Origin of the sequence: Streptomyces sp. NPDC047130 (genome assembly GCF_040643475.1) — a bacterium.
Taxonomy (GTDB): domain Bacteria; phylum Actinomycetota; class Actinomycetes; order Streptomycetales; family Streptomycetaceae; genus Streptomyces.
In genome coordinates this window covers 31,584-47,604 of the sequence record NZ_JBEYUK010000023.1, presented here as the reverse complement: position 1 = coordinate 47,604, position 16,021 = coordinate 31,584, and the positions used below count along the sequence as shown (strand labels likewise).

The 16,021-nt window shown below is 72.0% G+C and carries 14 protein-coding genes, 1 tRNA gene and 1 pseudogene; 13 read left to right on the top strand and 3 right to left on the bottom strand.

Features of this window, described 5'->3' with window-relative positions; translation table 11 throughout:
* Positions 1-46 precede the first annotated feature (46 nt).
* The 8 genes from ABZ836_RS23900 (at position 47) to ABZ836_RS23865 (ending at position 6,754) form a co-directional block, all read left to right on the top strand.
* Positions 47-1,690, top strand: coding sequence for an ABC transporter substrate-binding protein (locus ABZ836_RS23900; RefSeq protein WP_361145227.1), 1,644 nt, complete (start codon positions 47-49; stop codon positions 1,688-1,690).
* A gap of 68 nt (positions 1,691-1,758) precedes the next feature.
* Positions 1,759-2,727, top strand: coding sequence for an ABC transporter permease (locus ABZ836_RS23895; protein WP_361145323.1), 969 nt, complete (start codon positions 1,759-1,761; stop codon positions 2,725-2,727).
* 148 nt (positions 2,728-2,875) lie between these two features.
* On the top strand, positions 2,876-3,733 hold the full coding sequence (locus ABZ836_RS23890; protein ID WP_361145320.1) for an ABC transporter permease: 858 nt from the start codon (positions 2,876-2,878) through the stop codon (positions 3,731-3,733).
* 44 nt (positions 3,734-3,777) lie between these two features.
* Positions 3,778-4,962, top strand: a complete 1,185-nt coding sequence (locus ABZ836_RS23885) for an ABC transporter ATP-binding protein (RefSeq protein ID WP_361145317.1) — start codon at positions 3,778-3,780, stop codon at positions 4,960-4,962.
* A complete protein-coding gene (locus ABZ836_RS23880) occupies positions 4,955-5,674 on the top strand; it encodes an ATP-binding cassette domain-containing protein (RefSeq protein WP_356129862.1) in 720 nt (239 codons plus the stop codon). Before ABZ836_RS23885 ends, ABZ836_RS23880 begins: the two co-directional genes overlap by 8 nt.
* Before the next feature lie 92 nt (positions 5,675-5,766).
* Positions 5,767-5,839: transfer RNA gene (locus tag ABZ836_RS23875), tRNA-Arg, on the top strand.
* A gap of 205 nt (positions 5,840-6,044) precedes the next feature.
* On the top strand, positions 6,045-6,311 hold the full coding sequence (locus ABZ836_RS23870; protein ID WP_356129885.1) for a hypothetical protein: 267 nt from the start codon (positions 6,045-6,047) through the stop codon (positions 6,309-6,311).
* Positions 6,308-6,754, top strand: coding sequence for a hypothetical protein (locus ABZ836_RS23865; RefSeq protein ID WP_361145223.1), 447 nt, complete (start codon positions 6,308-6,310; stop codon positions 6,752-6,754). Before ABZ836_RS23870 ends, ABZ836_RS23865 begins: the two co-directional genes overlap by 4 nt.
* Positions 6,755-7,223: 469 nt before the next feature.
* Here the strand turns inward: ABZ836_RS23865 and ABZ836_RS23860 are convergent.
* Positions 7,224-7,759, bottom strand: a pseudogene (locus ABZ836_RS23860) (GNAT family protein); the annotation flags it as partial.
* A gap of 509 nt (positions 7,760-8,268) precedes the next feature.
* Here ABZ836_RS23860 and ABZ836_RS23855 point away from each other — a divergent pair.
* Positions 8,269-8,829, top strand: coding sequence for a Uma2 family endonuclease (locus ABZ836_RS23855; RefSeq protein WP_361145220.1), 561 nt, complete (start codon positions 8,269-8,271; stop codon positions 8,827-8,829).
* A gap of 219 nt (positions 8,830-9,048) precedes the next feature.
* Here the strand turns inward: ABZ836_RS23855 and ABZ836_RS23850 are convergent, their stop codons facing one another.
* A complete protein-coding gene (locus tag ABZ836_RS23850; protein WP_361145217.1) occupies positions 9,049-10,089 on the bottom strand; it encodes an alcohol dehydrogenase catalytic domain-containing protein in 1,041 nt (346 codons plus the stop codon).
* 127 nt (positions 10,090-10,216) lie between these two features.
* Between ABZ836_RS23850 and ABZ836_RS23845 the strand changes: the two genes are divergently transcribed.
* Positions 10,217-10,672: an Lrp/AsnC family transcriptional regulator gene (locus tag ABZ836_RS23845; protein ID WP_356129893.1), complete on the top strand. Its 456-nt coding sequence runs from the start codon at positions 10,217-10,219 to the stop codon at positions 10,670-10,672.
* 59 nt (positions 10,673-10,731) lie between these two features.
* Here the strand turns inward: ABZ836_RS23845 and ABZ836_RS23840 are convergent, their stop codons facing one another.
* Positions 10,732-11,832 carry a GNAT family protein gene (locus tag ABZ836_RS23840; RefSeq protein ID WP_361145214.1) on the bottom strand — a complete coding sequence of 367 codons (1,101 nt, stop codon included), beginning with the start codon at positions 11,830-11,832 and terminating at the stop codon, positions 10,732-10,734.
* A 110-nt stretch (positions 11,833-11,942) separates the two neighbouring features.
* Between ABZ836_RS23840 and ABZ836_RS23835 the strand changes: the two genes are divergently transcribed.
* The 3 genes from ABZ836_RS23835 (at position 11,943) to ABZ836_RS23825 (ending at position 16,015) form a co-directional block, all read left to right on the top strand.
* Positions 11,943-12,539: a TetR/AcrR family transcriptional regulator gene (locus ABZ836_RS23835; protein WP_356129897.1), complete on the top strand. Its 597-nt coding sequence runs from the start codon at positions 11,943-11,945 to the stop codon at positions 12,537-12,539.
* Between the two features lie 159 nt (positions 12,540-12,698).
* Positions 12,699-13,730 (top strand): EamA family transporter, encoded by a 1,032-nt coding sequence (locus ABZ836_RS23830; RefSeq protein WP_356129899.1) that lies wholly within the window; start codon positions 12,699-12,701, stop codon positions 13,728-13,730.
* Between the two features lie 266 nt (positions 13,731-13,996).
* A complete protein-coding gene (locus ABZ836_RS23825) occupies positions 13,997-16,015 on the top strand; it encodes a hypothetical protein (RefSeq protein ID WP_361145209.1) in 2,019 nt (672 codons plus the stop codon).
* The last annotated feature ends 6 nt before the right edge of the window (positions 16,016-16,021 follow it).

The following is a 16,021-nucleotide window of genomic DNA, read 5'->3' as shown; positions in this document are numbered from 1 at the left end:
TCTCCCGAGGCCCCCTCCCTTATTGCGACCCCTATGCAATAACATGATGACCGCAATGATCTCACGGTCAATGGGAGGCTCCCCCACCATGCCCCGGGCACTACGCCGGGCCGCCGCGCTGAGCGCGGCCGCCCTCACCGCCGCCACCGCCTGCTCCGCGCCCGGCGGCGACGCCCGGGCCACGGCTCCGGCCGACTCCGTCGTCATCGGCGTGTCCACCGAACCGGACACCCTCAGCCCCCTCCTCGGCTACGGCAAGGACGGCAACTCGAAGCTGTTCGACGGCCTCCTCTCCCGCGACGCCGACCTCGGCCTCGAACCGGCCCTCGCCGAGGACCTCCCCGAGGTCTCCGAGGACGGGCTCACCTACACCTTCACCCTGCGCGACGGCGTCACCTTCAGCGACGGCGAGCCGCTGACCCCCGCCGACGTGGTCTTCACCTACGAGACCGTCCTCGACGAGAAGACCAACAACCCCAGCCGCAGCGAACTCGCCGCCGTGGAGAGCGTCCGCGCCGAGGGCGGGAACCAGGTGGTCTTCACGCTGAAGTACCCCTTCGCCCCGTTCGCCGCCCGCACCGTGCTGCCGATCGTGCCCGAGCACGTCGCCGGGAAGCAGGACCCCAACGACGGCACGTTCAACACCCAGCCGATCGGCACCGGCCCGTACGTGCTGGCCGACTGGCGCAAGGGCGAGAAGCTGGTGTTCAAGGCCAACCCCCGCTACTGGGGCGGCGAGCCCGCCGTGAAGAACGTGACCATGGCGATCGTCCCCGACGACGACGTGCGGGCCACCCGGCTGCGCTCCGGCGACCTCGACGGCGCCGTCCTGCCGCCCAACCTGGCCGCCACCTTCAAGGACGACGCGGACCTCAAGACCTACCGGGCCACCTCCTACGACTACCGTGCCGTCAGCCTGCCCACCGGCAACCCGGTGACCGGCGACACCTCCGTCCGCCGCGCCCTGGACCTGGCCGTGGACCGCGACACCATGGTCGACAAGGTCCTCGACGGCGCCGGCCGTCCCGCCTACGGCCCGCTGCCCGTCGACGACGAGTGGTTCGCCAAGGGCACCGAACGCGCCCAGGACCCGGCCGCCGCCGAACGCCTCCTCGACGAGGCCGGCTGGAAGGAGGGCGAGGACGGCGTCCGCGCCAAGGACGGCCGCCGTGCCTCCTTCACCCTGTACTACCCGGCCGGCGACAAGGTCCGGCAGGACCTCGCCCTCGCCTACGCGGGCGACGCCAAGAAGATCGGCGTCGAGGTGAAGGTCGAGTCCGGCACCTGGGACGTCATCGAGCCGCGGATGGCGAAGGACGCCGTGCTGGCCGGCTTCGGCGACGTCGGCGACCCCGACTTCGGCCTCTACACGCTGCTGCACTCCTCCGAGGCCGGCGACGGCTTCAACAACATGCCGCACTACGACAACCCGGCCGTCGACCGCGCGCTGGACGACGCGCGCCGCACCCGCGACACCGCCGAGCGCAAGGCCGCCTACGACACCCTCCAGAAGGAACTCGCCAAGGACCCCGGCTACACCTTCCTCACCCACCTGGACCACCTCTACGTCGTCGCCGACCGCTGGCGGACCGAGGACTCCTCGGGGCTGAACACCCAGGTGGAGCCGCACGAGCACGGCTTCGGCGCCGGACCGTGGTGGAACCTCGAGGACTGGCGGCCCCAGGGGTGACCGCCGTGACGACCGGCGCGGCGGCGCAGCGGCCCACCGCCGCCCGACGGCGCCTGCCCTGGGCCGCCATGGCCCGGCTGGCGCTGCGCCGGATCCTGTCCGGCGTGCCGCTGCTGCTGGCCGTCACCCTCGGCGTCTTCGCCCTGGCCGCCGCCTCCCCCTTCGACCCGGTCCGCGGCTACGCCGGCGACGCGGCGCTCACCGCCGACCAGGAGACCCTGGACCGGCTCGCCGCCAACCTGGGCGTGGGCGAGTCCTTCACGGCCCGCTGGTGGGACTGGCTGGCCTCCGCCCTCTCCGGCGACCTGGGCCACTCCACGGTCCTGCGGCAGCCGGTCGTCGAGGTGATCGCCGAGCGCGCCGTCTGGTCGGCGCTGCTGTGCGCGGTGGCGTTCGCCGTCGCCGTGGTGGTGGGCACCCTGCTCGGGGTGCTCGCCGCGCGCCGCCCCGGCGGACTGCTCGACCGGGCCGTCACCGGGCTGGCGTACACGCTCTCGGCCGCCCCGGTCTTCTGGCTGGCGCTGCTCGCCGTGTGGTTCTTCGCGCTGCGCCTCGACGTGCTGCCGGCGGGCGGGCTCACCGACAGCGGCTCGTCGTACGTGACCTTCGGCGGGGTGGCCGAGCACCTGGTGCTGCCCGCCGGGGTGCTGGCCGTCTCCCAGCTGCCCTGGTTCACGCTCTACGTCCGCCAGGGCGTGGGGGAGGCGCTCGCCGAGGACCCGGTGCGCGGCGCCCGCGCCCGCGGCCTCGCCGAACGGACCGTGCTGCTGCGCCACGCGCTGCGCTCGGGGCTGCTGCCGGTGCTCACCCTGATCGGCTCCCGGGTGCCCGAACTGATCACCGGGGCGCTGCTGGTGGAGACCGTCTTCAGCTGGCCCGGCATCGCCGACGCCACCGTGCGGGCGGCCACCTCCGTGGACTTCCCGCTCCTGGCCGCGCTGACCGTCTTCGCCACCGTCGCCGTCCTCCTCGGCAACCTCCTCGCCGACCTGCTGTACGGCCTGTTCGATCCAAGGGTGGACTTCCGTGACATGTGACGGCCTCGACGCGAAGGCGGGCGCCGCCGCCACGGTCGGCGGCGCGGGCGCGAGCACCTCCCCGGGGGCGGCCACTCCGGACGCGGCCTCGGCGGACGCGGCCCTGCCGGGGGCGAACTCCCCGGAGGCGACCTCCCCGGACGCCCCGATCGCCTGGCGGACGCGCGGTCCCCGGCACCGCTCCTGGCGGACGCTGCGGGTGCGCACCTCCGCCGTGCTGGTCGGCGCCGTCGTCCTCGCCGTGCTGCTGGTGCCCCCGCTGGCCCAGCTCGACCAGCAGGCCGTCGACCTCGCCTCCAAACTCGAATCCCCCTCCTGGGCCCACCCCTTCGGCACCGACGACCTCGGCCGCGACCTGCTGCTGCGCTGCGTCTACGGCCTGCGGGTCTCGCTCTTCGTCGGCGTCGCCGCCGCCCTGGTCGCCGCCGTGGTCGGCACCGCCGTGGGCGCGCTGGCGGGCGCGCTCGGCGGGTGGGTGGACCGGGTCGTCATGCGGGTCGTCGACGCGCTGGCCTCGGTGCCGCACCTGCTGCTCGGCGTCTTCGTGGTCGCCCTGTTCCGGCCGGGCGTGTGGCCGGTGCTGCTGTCGATCGCCGCCACCCACTGGCTCTCCACGGCCCGCATCGTGCGCGCCGAGGTGCTCTCGCTGCGCGGCCGGCCCTTCGTGGACGCCGCGATCTCCGGCGGCGCCTCCCGGTGGCGGATCGCGGTACGGCACCTGGTGCCCGCCGTGCTCCCGCAGGCCGGGCTGGCCGCCGTGCTCTCCGTGCCGCACGCCATGTGGCACGAGTCCGCCCTCTCCTTCCTGGGCCTCGGCCTGCCCGCCCACATGGCCAGCCTCGGCAACCTCATCGAGGGCGCCCGCGGTTCGCTGCTCGCCGGGCAGTGGTGGCCGACGCTCTTCCCCGGCCTGTTCCTGATCGTCCCCACCCTCGCCGTGGCCGGGCTGGCCGGTGCCTGGCGGGACCGGATCGACCCGCGCCGCCGATCGGAGCTGATGCTGTGAGCGACGTCCTTCTCTCCGTCCGGGGACTCCACGTGCGGTTCCTGATGCCGCGCGGACGGATCGTCTCCGCCGTCACCGACGCCTCGTTCGACGTCCGGGCCGGGGAATGCCTGGTCCTCGTCGGCGAGAGCGGCTGCGGCAAGTCCGTGCTGGCCTCCGCGCTCCTCGGGCTCCTCCCCGGCAACGCGCAGACCGCGGGCAGCGCCGCACTCGGCGACACCGGCATCGACCTGCTCGCCGCGGACGAGCGCACCCTCGCCCGCCGGGTCCGCGGCCGCCTGGTGGGCCTGGTCCCGCAGAGCCCCGCCGCCCACCTCACGCCGGTGCGCACGGTCCGCTCCCAGCTCGAGGAGACCCTCGCCGAGCTGCGCGGCACGCGCCGCGGGCTGCGGCGGCGCGGCCTGCGCGGGCGCGGCCTGCTGCCCGGCCCCGGCGGCCTCCCCGGGCGCGCCGTGGCCCCCACGCCCACGGTGGTCCCTGCTGGTGGCGTGGGCTCCGCGCGCGCGGTGGCCCCGACCGGTGGCGTGGCTCCTCCTGGTGCCGTGCCCCCCGCCCGCGCCGTGTCGCGCGGGCGGGCCGCGCTGCGCGCCGCCGCGGAGGAGGCCGCCGAGCGGGCCGCGTTCCCCGCCTCCCACCTGGACCGCTACCCGCACGAGCTGTCCGGCGGCCTCGCCCAGCGCGCCGCCACCGCGCTGGCCCTCGCCGGTGAGGCGCCGCTGCTGCTGGCCGACGAGCCCACCACCGGCCTCGACCGCGACCTCGTCGACCGCACCGTGGACGAACTCCGGCGCCACATCGACACCGACCCGGCCGACGGCACGGGGCGGCGCGGCATGCTGATGATCACCCACGACCTGGCCGCCGCCTCCCGCGCCGCCGACCGGGTCGCCGTGATGTACGCGGGCCGGATCGTCGAGATCTGCGACGCCGCCGACTTCTTCGGCGCGCGCGGCCCCCGCCACCCGTACAGCCGGGGCCTGCTGGACGCCCTCCCCGACCGCGCCTTCACGCCCGTCCCCGGCCTGCCGCCGGAGCTCAGCGCCCTGCCGCCGGGCTGCGCCTTCGCCCCCCGCTGCGCCCACGCCACCCGCGCCTGCGGGACCGTGCCCGCCCTGGCCCCCACACCGGACGCACCCGCCACGGGCCGGGTCGCCTGCCACCACCCCGCCCCCGCGGCCCTTCCCTCCCGCCCGGGCCGCACCGAGCCCGCGGAGCCGACCCATGCCTGACACCCTCCCGACCGCCCCCGCGTCCCCCGGCACCGCGTCCTCCGGCCCCGTCCTGGAACTCCACGACATCACCGCCGGCTACGACCGCCGCCGTCCCGTGGTCCGCGGGGCCTCCCTCACCCTGGCCGCCGGCGAGGCGGTCGGGCTGCTCGGCCCCAGCGGCTGCGGCAAGTCCACCCTCGCCCGCGTCGCCGCCCTGCTCCACCGCCCCGACTCCGGCCGGCTCCTCCTCGACGGCACCCCGGTGACCCGCTGGCGCCACCGCGCCCCCCGCGCCTGGCGCACCGCCTTCGGCGTCGTCCTCCAGCAGCCCCGCCTCGCCGCCGACCCCCGCCTCACCCTGGCCGACCTGATCACGGAACCCCTCCGCGCCACCGGCCGCCGCCCCGAGGCCCCCGCCCGCCTCGCCGAGCTCACGCCCCTGGTCGGCCTCACCCCCGACCTCCTCACCCGCCGCCCCCACGAGGTCAGCGACGGCCAGCTCCAGCGCGCCTGCCTGGCCCGCGCCCTCACCCTCCGCCCGCGCATCCTGGTCTGCGACGAGATGACCGCCATGCTCGACGCCTCCACCACCGCGGCCCTGGTCGCCGCCGTCGAGTCCTACCGGGCCGACACCGGCGCCACCCTCCTCGCCGTCGGCCACGACACGGTCCTCCTCCACCGCTGGTGCGACCGCGTCCTCCCCTGGAACACCGTCACCCCCACCCCCTGACCCGCCACCCTCACCCCCTCCCGCGCAACTCCCCTGGCCGTCACCCACCCACCCGCTACACTGTCTCCGGCGGCGAAGCCGTCGCCGCCACTGCCTTCGTAGCTCAGGGGATAGAGCACCGCTCTCCTAAAGCGGGTGTCGCAGGTTCGAATCCTGCCGGGGGCACAGCAGAACACCAGGCCAGAAGCCCTCTCGTCCACCGGACGGGAGGGCTTCCGCGGTTGCGGCACACGTACTGCCGACCGCGACCCCTCTATGCGGCACCTTCTCCATCTGCATGAGGAAGCCGCGCACATCGCACCCTGTCTCGGTGCGGACCCCGGATACCGAAACGCGGCAGTGCACGTGGGACGCCTGGCATACTCGAAGTATGGCTACTCGAAAGATCACCATCACTGTGCCGGAAGAACTGGTGGAGTCGATCAAGGAGCGGGTCGACGCCCGCGGAGTGTCCGCCTACATCGCGGCCGCCGCTGCCCACCAGGATGAGATGGACCGCTTGCGCGAGCTCGCTGAGCGCCTGGAGGAGGAGCACGGTTCCGTTACGGACGGCGAGTACCAGGCCGCGCTGGACCGCATCTCCGCCGTCGACGCCTGGCACGACGAGCGGCAGTCGCAGTCGGACCAGGCCGCGTGAGCCGCGTCCTCAGGACGGCCCCTCGTCGCCCGCCACAGCGGCTTTTCGTCTTCGACTGCGAAGCCCTGTCCAAGGCCGTCCACGGGAACCGGGAAGTCACCGCCCTGATCAAGGCAGCCCCGCAGTTGGACATCCCGATCATCACGTCGGCGCTCACCACCCTGGAGGCATGGGACCCGCGCGAGGGCGCCAAGCAGTCCCTGTGGAACTGGATGCTGTCCCGCGTCCGCGTCGTCCACACAGACGACGAAGTGATCGCGACAGCCCGCAAGATGCTGAAGACCGCCGGCCTGCACGGGCACAAGTACGCCATCGACGCCGTCCTCGCAGCCATCGCCGCCCGAGAGACCGCATCAGGGATCCAGGTGACCGTCTTCACCTCCGACACCGACGACATGACCCAGCTTCTCGCCGACCACCCGGTTCGCATCGAGAAGGTCTGACACACCCGAGCGCCTACGCCGCAGTCCGTCAGCACGCATCCGGCACACATGAGGGCGCGAAGCGGCACGAACTCGCGAGAACCACCCAGCACGCTTTCCGCAGGCCAGTAGCCCGTTCCCCCGTGTTTGCGCAGGTCACAGCCCCGTCCGGAGGGATCTCCTAAAGCGGGTGTCGCAGGTTCGAATCCTGCCGGGGGCACCAGGCGAGGCCCCGGACCGATCATGGTCCGGGGCCTTTTGACACCCAGGTCTGACATCACCGGTGTGCAGCCGGTTCAGGGGAAGCCGACGGACCGGACAACGGTTTCAGTCAGGTTGTCCGGATACTCAAAGCGCGGCGGCAGTAGCACGGGAGTCGACCACCGAACCGACTCCTACGCTTGGAGACGGGCCCTCGTAGGGTCGTCCATTGTTCGTGTCCCTCCGGCTGGGCTCGTGCAGAGTTCTCATAGCCGCTGACGAGGGCCATCCACTCGCGATCGAGGATGGCGTGGACGACGGAGTCTCGCCATCGGCCGCCCTTGAGGACGTGTGCGCGGATGACGCCTTCTTCGACCATGCCCGCAGCCGCCATCGTCTGGCCGACGCCTCGTTGAGAGGCAAGCGTCCACCCCAGATGCGGTGGAGGCCGAGATTCTCGAAATCGAGGCCCAGAAGGAGCCGCACCGTTTCCAGGCCGTAGCCGACTCCCCAGGCGTCGGGGTTCAAGGCGAAGCCGAAGGTGGCTCCGCGCTGCTGGTGCGGGTCCAGGGCGAGGCGGCCGAACCCGATCAACCGGCCGGTGTCGTTCTCCGCGACCGCGAGCGCGTACTCCGTGCGTGGGATCACCTCGGCGGAAGCGATGGACCTCGCGACGATCTCGGCGACCTGCTCACGGCTGCGCGGCTCGAAGGACAGATGCTCCGTGGCCTTCGGGCTGCCGTAGATGGCAGACACGGCGTCGGCGTCATCGGCGGTGAGTTCACGTAACGCGAGGCGCTGGCCCGTGCGATTGAGCGGGTACATGGCGCCGGAAACTAGCCGCGCGGAAAGGGCCGGGCGGCCTGCCGCGAGGAAGGCTTCGATCTCCTCGACCGAGTTCCATGCGGCGAGGGCGGTATGCGCCGGGCTGTCCATAACGGCCTGACGGACGCGCATCGCGGAGACGACGGTGCCCTTGTTCCGGTGGGTGACCGGCAGGTCGGGGACCGGCCGGAGTGCTTCGGCGGCGCCGTCCGGGTCTCCGCCGTAGAGGCGGACGAGCGCGAGGAGCTGCGGCTACGAGCCAAGATCAACACATTTGACGTGTCTCGACCTGCCGCTACCGGCCACAGCATGGGCGGCACCATCCGATCACACCCCCGAGACCGAGCAACGGCTGAGACACACCTCTGTGCCTGCTTCTGCGATGCGTGGTCTGATGGTCGGTGGCCCGGGCGTCCGGGGCCGTATCCGGGTGAACCATCGGCAATGGGGCACGGACGAAGTACGACCGGTGCAACCATGGGCCCAGATGTCGGAAGGTGGGTGGAGGCATGAGTGTCGCGTACGACCACGTGGGCCCGTGGACCGTGGACGATGTCCTCGCTCTCGGCGAGGACACGCATCAGCGGGTCGAACTCGTCGGAGGGGCGCTACTGATGTCTCCCGCCCCCAGCGTGCCCCATCAGCGGGCTTCACGCCGGCTCGCCGCCCTGCTGGAGCGAGCCGCCGACGAAGCCGGCGCGGACGTCGAGGTGCTGGAAGCTGTGAACATCAGCGTGCCCGACGGCCTTCTCATCCCTGACCTTGTCGTCGCCGATGCCGAAGCAGCTGGCGAGGCAGGCGTCGTCCTCAACAACGCCGCTGTGCTCCTCGTCGTCGAGATCGCCTCACCGGCCACCCGTCTCACCGACCGCAAACTCAAGCCGGCCCTGTACGCCGCGGCCGGCATCGAGCACTACTGGCGCGTCGACCTGGAGCCCGCCCCCACGCTCCACACCGCTGTGCGCAACGGCTCCGGCTACCGCGATCTGGCGACCGTCCTGCCTGGCCAGACCGTCCGGATCGACGAGCCGTTCCCCCTCACCATCGATCCGGCCCGACTCGCTCGGTAGAGAGACTGGAGCAGCGGGAGCCAGCACACATTCGGCACACGTGAGGCCGGGAAGCACCACGAACGACTACATGCCGACGAGGCGCATTTGTGCAGGTCAAACAGGTACCGGTGATGGATTTTCCAGGTCACTGCCCCGGATCCTGCTGCGTGCAGCCCTGTGAAGTCGTCGGGGTCGGTGGTGAAGAGGGGGAGGCCCTCGGCCACCGCGCCAGGTGCGTCATGGCCGGACGGCGGTCTTGATGGCCTGGCGCGTGTCCATGGCCCGGTAGGCGGTCGCGATGTCGTCCAGGGGCAGCTCGGTGGACAGGACCGGTGAGGGGTCGAGCCGGCCTGCGAGGACTTCGGCGAGGAGTGGTTCCAGGTAGCGGCGGGCGGGAGTCACCCCGGCCCGCAGGGCGATGTTGTGGCGGAACAGGCAGTAGAGGTCGACGCGGTCCACGCCGTTGGGAACCCCGACGGAACCGATCGTGCCGCCGGGCCGGACCAGGTCGAGCGCGAGGTCGAGGGCGGACTGGGTCCCCGCGCACTCGGCGACGCCGCCGGCACCGCCTTCGGTCCCGTCCCGCACGAAGGCGGCGGTCGCGGGGTCGTCCGCGGCGAGGACATCGGTCGCCCCCATGCGCCGGGCCAGGTCACCGCGGTCGGGGTGCCGGCCGACGAGGATGATCCGCCCGGCCCGTGCGCGGCGGGCGGCGAGCACCGCGCACAGCCCGACGGCGCCGTCCCCGAGGACGACCGCGGTGGAACCCGGCCGGACGCCGGCCAGGGAGACGGCGTGGGCACCGGTCGCCATGACGTCCGTCAGCGGGAGGAGGCGACGCAGGAGCTCGGCGTCCGGTTCCGCATCCGCTTCCGCCCGCACCGGGACGAGCGTGCTGTCGGCGAACGGCACGCGTACGGCCTCGGCCTGGCCGCCGTCGTGGTGGCCGCCCCAGAAGCCGCCGTCGGGGCAGGAGGTGAACAGCCCGTCGCGGCACGGTCGGCAGGTGCCGTCCGCGAAGGCGAAGGGCGCGAGGACGAGGTCGCCCGCGCGGAGACGGGTCACGCCCGCGCCGACGTCCTCGACGACTCCGATCCACTCGTGGCCCATGCGGTCGCCCGGCGTGAACGACTCCTGGCCCCGGAACGGCCACAGGTCGGATCCGCACACGGCGGCGAGGGACACCCTCACCAGCGCGTCGCTCGGCCGCTCGATCACCGGGTCGGGAACGTCGACGAGACGGACCTGCCCGACCCCTTCCAGCACGGTGGCTCTCATGGGCGATCACGCTAGGCTGCCGTCGCCCGTCCGGCCATGGCGTTCCGACGGGGTGCAGGCGCTGTCACCGTCGAACGGAAGGTGTCGCGGCATGTCCGGTTCCCGAACGTCAGGAGCAGCCGATGCGGTGGATCTCGCGATCATCCGTGAGCTCTCCCGCGACGCCCGCGTCAGCCTCGCCGAGTTGGGCCGCAGGGTGTCCCTGAGCCGGCCCGCGGTCGCCGAGCGGGTGCGGCGCCTGGAGGACTCCGGTGTGATCAAGGGCTACGGCGTCCACCTCGACCTGGACCGGCTGGGGCTGGGCCTGCGGGCCCACGTCTCGCTGCGCCCGCGGCTCCGGTCCGCCCGGAACGCCCGGACCCTGCGCGACCGGCTGCTCGCCATGGGCCACGTCCTGTCGTGTGTCCACGTCACCGGGGAGAACTGCTACGAGCTGACCATCGCGGTCCGGGACGCCCAGCACCTCGAAGAGGTGATCGAGCACCTCTCGGAGATGGGTGACACCACCACCGGCGTGGTGCTGTCGGAGCCTGTGCATCCACGGGACGTGGACATCGCCGCGTGGCTCCTGAGGGAGGAGTGAAACGGCGGGCGCCCAGGAGGACGTGGTGGCCGTGAGCTGCGGATCCGGGGGCGCGCCCGTCACTCCGGGTGCCGGGCCGGTTCGTCCTCCCAGGCCATGGAGGACATCCTCCAGCCGGCCGGGGTCCGCAGGAACTGGGTGGTCTTGTGGCCGCGTCCCTCGAAGCGCGCTCCGTCCCGGACGCCGGACTTGCGGTACTCGCTGAACCGGTGGGCGACCGAGCCGAAGATCTCGGTGCGCCGGGAGACCTCCCACTCGGAGAACTCCGTCAGCGTTCCGTCGGTGAGCATCTTCTGGCGCGGCTGGACGAACGCGTCCAGGTCCATGACGACGGGGACGTCGCCGGTGTTCGAGACGATCTGCCCTTCCGGGACGAAGAGTTCGCGGATGACCTCCAGATCGGGGCGCCGGCCGCCGGTGTTGGTGAAGGAGGCCATGAACCGGTCCATCAGCCGGTCGATCTCCGCCTGGTCGCCGGAGGCGGACGCGGGCTCCGGCTCGGGCTCGTGCGTCGGCTCCGACTTGGACTCGGGCGCCGACTCCGACATGGGCTCGGCCTCGGGCGCCGGCTCGGGCTCCGACATGCGCAGGGGCCCGGGCGCGAGGGACCGGGCCTCCTCCGGCGGCCACTCCTGGGCCAGGACCGACCACACCTCGCTGTCGTGCCGCACCCCGCGGTGCGGATAGCGCTGCCGGAGCACGCCGTCCCGGCTCATCCCCAGGCGGCGCGCGGACGCGATGCTGCGGGTGTTGCCGGCGGCGACCCACCACTCGACCCTGCTCATCCCGCGCTCGGTGAAGGCCCAGTCGATCAGCGCCCGGCAGGCGCGGGTCACCAGTCCGCGGCCCTGTCCGGCCTCCTCCAGCCAGCAGCCGATCTCGCACACGCCCGAGGAGGCGTCGAAGCGGGTGAACATGACGCCGCCCACCAGCACGCCGTCCAGCCAGATCCCGAATATCCGGCCGCTGTCGGAGGACGCGAGGTCGGCGTAGCGCTGGAGGGTCGATGCGGCCGAGGCCAGGTCGGTGGTGAGCGACGCCCAGGGGATCCACGGGTCGACCAGGGGGCGGGCCCGGTCGATGTGCTCCAGGAACTCCGGTGCCTGCCAGGGCTCCAGAGGACGGAGCCGGGCGTGGTCGTCGAGCGGGACGGTGAACATGGGCGTTCTGCCTTCCGGGTCTGGCCGGGCGTGCACGGACGGGCGTGGACGGACGGGCGTGGACGGAGAGGAATGTACGTAACAAGCGTTTGGTATGTAGGGTAGCCGCCATGTCGCCACCCGCACCCGGAGATCACGAAGCCCGCCGCAAGGACGTGAGCGAGGCGGTGTGGCGCGTCCTCGCCGCCAAGGGATTCGGTGGTCTGACACTGCGCGCGGTCGCCGCCGGGATGGGCGTCTCCACGGGCATGCTGACGCACTACTTCCCGAGCAAGCGCGCTCTGGTCACGCACGCGCTGGACCTGCTGGAACAGGACACGGCGGGACGCCCGCGCCGGACTCCTCCCGCCGGCGGCCTGCCCGCCGTACGGGCCAGGTTGCTGGACATCCTGCCGCTCACTCCGGCCGACACCGCCCGCAACCGCATCTGGGTCAGCTCCTGGGACCTGTCCCTCGCCGACGAGGCGCTCTCCGCCCAACAGGGCGCTCGCTACACGCGGTTGCGCGATTCCTTCCGCCCTCATCTCGAGACGGCACGGGGCCTCGGGGAGATCCCCGCGGACGCCGACACGGGTCAACTGGCGGCCTCCGCCGTCGCCTTCGTCCACGGACTCGTCGTCCAGGCCCTCTTCGACCCCGGACGTTTCACCGAGGACGTGCAGATCGCCATGGTCGACGACTTCGTCGCCCGGCTCGCCGGGTCCTAGCCCATCGATGGACAGGTTGATGACATGCAGCTGCTCCTGACGCCTCCGCCGCCCGCCGCCTAGAGCGGGCGGTCGCGCCGAGCCACCTCTGGGACACGGGGTGGCCGCGCGGGTTGCCCACGGACACGACGTGTTGGCAATCGATCGAGGAGACCTCAGGTGCAGTCCTCTACGTCCCTGCCCGTTCGGCGGGGTGTTCTCTACGTCGCTATCGCGGCCGCGGCCTGGGGCACGGGCGGTGCCGTGGCCGCCGAACTGTACGACGCCGGCGGGATCGGCCCCGTCGCCGTCTCGTTCTGGCGGTTCCTGGCGGGACTCGCCCTGCTCCTGGCGGCCCACCTGGTCCGGCGTGCCTGGCGGTCCCGGCGGCGGCCGGAGACGTCGCTGTCGCTGCGCGCGGCGTTCACGGCCGACCCGCGGCGGGCCCTGATCACCGGTTTCGGGCTGGCGGTCTACCAGACGGCCTACTTCGCCGCGGTGCAGCAGGCCGGGCTGACCGTGGCCACGGTGGTGACCCTGGGCGCGGGTCCGGTGCTGGTCGCCGTCGGAGCCCGGCTCACGCTGGGCGAGCGCACCGGCGCCGCCGGGACCGCCGCGGTGGCGAGCGGCGTCGTCGGCCTGGTGCTGCTGACGGGCGGCGCGGACGGGAGCACCGGCCCCGCTCCGTTGCCGGGCATCGGATGCGCGCTGCTGTCCGCCGCCGGCTACGCGGGGGTGACGCTGCTGGGCCGCTTCTCCGGCCGGGAGAACGCCGGCGGCGCGTTCGGATCGACGGTGACCGGCTTCGCGGTCGGCATGGTCTGCCTCCTGCCGGCGGCTCTGCTGGAGGGCCTGCTGCCCGACGCGGGGCGTCCGGCGTGGACGCTGGGCCTGGTCCTCTACCTGGGGGCGGTGCCGACGGCGCTGGCGTACACGTTGTTCTTCGCCGGCCTCGGCGCCGTCAAGGCGACCACGGCCTCCGTCGTGGCCCTGGTGGAGCCGCTCACCGCGGCGGTCATCGGCGTGCTGGTCCTCGGCGAGCGGCCGGGCGCGCTCGTCCTGTCCGGCACGGCTCTGCTGCTGTTCGCCGTGGTGTTCCTCGCCGCCGCCGAGGGGACCGGCCGGGCCGCCGCGCGACGGGCGGCGGCCGGCGCGGGAGGCCCCGACCCGGGTCCGCGCACGTCACGTCCCGCTGTGCGGGCCGAGGAGTGACACCGCCGCGGGTGCCGTCGGTTCGACCCGACCAAGGCCCTTGGCATCTCCCGCTCCTGCACGGGACGCCGACCCCCGTGAGGAGCGGGCCGTACCGTGCGCGCATCGCCCGGCCGGACCGTCCAGGCGCCGGCGGACGGGGCGACGCGGTGGAGAGTGGCCGGCCTCGCACCGCCCGACCGAGCGGCCGGCCCCGTGGCCCGCGCTCCACGGAGCACACACGGCTATGGGACACTGGGCCGATTGATGTGTCCTAAGGAGAATCCGTGACGGAGATCCAGAAGCGTCCGATTGAGCAGTATCTCGATGTCGCAACCATCTCCGAAGCGGGCACCTCCGAAAGGTACCAGCGCGCCTCTTCTCCGCACACAGTATTCACTTGGTGGGCTCGCCGCCCGTTCTCCACGGCGGCAGATCTCATTTCCGCCTCGCTCGACCCCGCTCGACCAGCAGAAGCAGCGAAGGTTCTCGACCCGTTCGTAGGTGGTGCCACCTTCCCTCTTGCGGGCGCGCGCCTCGGGGTCGAGATGTACGGGATGGAGAACAACGAGCTCGCCTATTTCACGGCGAAGGCGCTCCTCGAGTTGCGCAGGTCCGCCGGCCCGCAGCTACGGCATCTCCTGATGCTGGAGGGAAGGGAGGTCCTGGACCAACTCAAGGCCGAGACCCGCGACCTCTACCCGGCCCGGGACACCGAGAACATCATCTGCTACTTCTGGAGCCGATCCGCCGCGTGCACCAGCTGCGGCACCGAGATGCCGCTCCAGAAGCGACCCTGGCTCTCCAAGAAGGCAGGGAGGCAGCGTGCCGTCGTGCAGCAGCCCGACTTCGACACCAAGTCGTTCGACGTCCGTGTCGTCGATTCGATCTCCGCAGCGGAAGCCGGCCATTCGGCCTGGAGCGGGCGAAACACCTTGCGCTGTCTGTTCTGTCGCCACGAGTACGACAGGAAGGAGATCGCCGAGCTGATCCGCACGGCCTCGGCCGACAAACTGACGGCGGTCGCAAAACTCGACAAGCGAAAGCACTTCCTCCCCGCGACGCATCCGCACGAATTCATCACCGATGCCGTCGCCGAGCGGATCATCAAGGAAGACTGTGCCGCGCTCGGGCTCCAGGTTCCTGAGGTCGTGATTCCGGCCTGGTCCGGCATCACGAACCCCACCGTGTACGGCCACGAAACCGTTGCCTCCTTGTTCACGGAGCGGCAACTCGCCGTCCTCACTCGCCTGTGCAGGATTCTGAGCGAACGGCAGAGGCCCTGGGAGGAGAAGTACGGCGAGCCCCGAGCGAAGGCGATTGCCGCCTTCCTCTCCGGCCTCGTCGACCAGTTGGCCGACTGGAACTCCCGACTGTGTATGTGGATCTCGCAGAACGAGCAGGTGGGACGCGGTCTCTCCGGTCCCGGCATGCCCATGCTCTGGGACTTCGTCGAGATCGACCCGCTCTTGCGCGGGCCGGCCAATCTGTACGCAAAACTCGAGCGCATCGCTGCCGGTGTGGACCAAGTCCCGGTGGCGGCGGACCAGGAAGCCAAGATCACCCGCGGGGATTCCCGCACGATGCCGTATCCCGACGCCTTTTTCGATGCTGTCGTCACCGACCCGCCGTACTACGACAATCTTTACTACAGCATCCTCGCGGACTGCATCTACCCCTTCAAGAGGATGGCCCTGGTCGGCAGCTTCCCTGAGATTTTCAGCGATCCCAGAACCGACTCGACCAGGGAGTTGACCGCCGCTCCCCGACGTCAGGGAAGTACGGCAGACGCCTGGACGTACTTCAGTACGGGCATGACGCAGGTGCTGAGGGAGGCTCGACGGGTCGTCAAGCCAGAGGGCGTGATCACCGTTTGCTACGCCCACAGCTCCATCAGCGGCTGGTCGTCACTGATCGCCGCCTACGTGCGGGCCGGGCTGAAGATCACCCAACTGTGGCCCTTGACGATCGAACGGACGCACCGTCCTCGTTCGATGAAGTCGGCCGCGATCAACACGTCCCTGGTACTGGTTGCCAGGCCCTCGGCTGCAGCAGGCGCGATGGGCCTGGCGCGTGAAGCGCCAAGCACCGTCGCGCTGATCACCACAGCCCTGCGTCGTGCGGCTGCGGCTGACTGGCCGGATGACGTGGCCGCGACTCTGGCGTTCGTCTCCGCCGCCGAGGCCCGGCTCGGTGAGCTCACGGAGGAGATGCTGAGTCAGCAGGACGCGGTGAACGCCGTGTGCCGCCGGATCGCGGAGACCATCTACGAGAACATTCCGGGCTTCAGCTTCTCGTCCCGCTGATGCGCG

Coding starts and splice junctions, on each gene's coding strand:
- ABZ836_RS23900 (WP_361145227.1), top strand. CDS start 47: ATGACCGCAATGATCTCACGGTCAATGGGAGGCTCCCCCACCATGCCC.
- ABZ836_RS23895 (WP_361145323.1), top strand. CDS start 1,759: ATGGCCCGGCTGGCGCTGCGCCGGATCCTGTCCGGCGTGCCGCTGCTG.
- ABZ836_RS23885 (WP_361145317.1), top strand. CDS start 3,778: ATGCCGCGCGGACGGATCGTCTCCGCCGTCACCGACGCCTCGTTCGAC.
- ABZ836_RS23880 (WP_356129862.1), top strand. CDS start 4,955: ATGCCTGACACCCTCCCGACCGCCCCCGCGTCCCCCGGCACCGCGTCC.
- ABZ836_RS23870 (WP_356129885.1), top strand. CDS start 6,045: ATGGCTACTCGAAAGATCACCATCACTGTGCCGGAAGAACTGGTGGAG.
- ABZ836_RS23855 (WP_361145220.1), top strand. CDS start 8,269: ATGAGTGTCGCGTACGACCACGTGGGCCCGTGGACCGTGGACGATGTC.
- ABZ836_RS23850 (WP_361145217.1), bottom strand. CDS start 10,089: ATGAGAGCCACCGTGCTGGAAGGGGTCGGGCAGGTCCGTCTCGTCGAC.
- ABZ836_RS23840 (WP_361145214.1), bottom strand. CDS start 11,832: ATGTTCACCGTCCCGCTCGACGACCACGCCCGGCTCCGTCCTCTGGAG.
- ABZ836_RS23835 (WP_356129897.1), top strand. CDS start 11,943: ATGTCGCCACCCGCACCCGGAGATCACGAAGCCCGCCGCAAGGACGTG.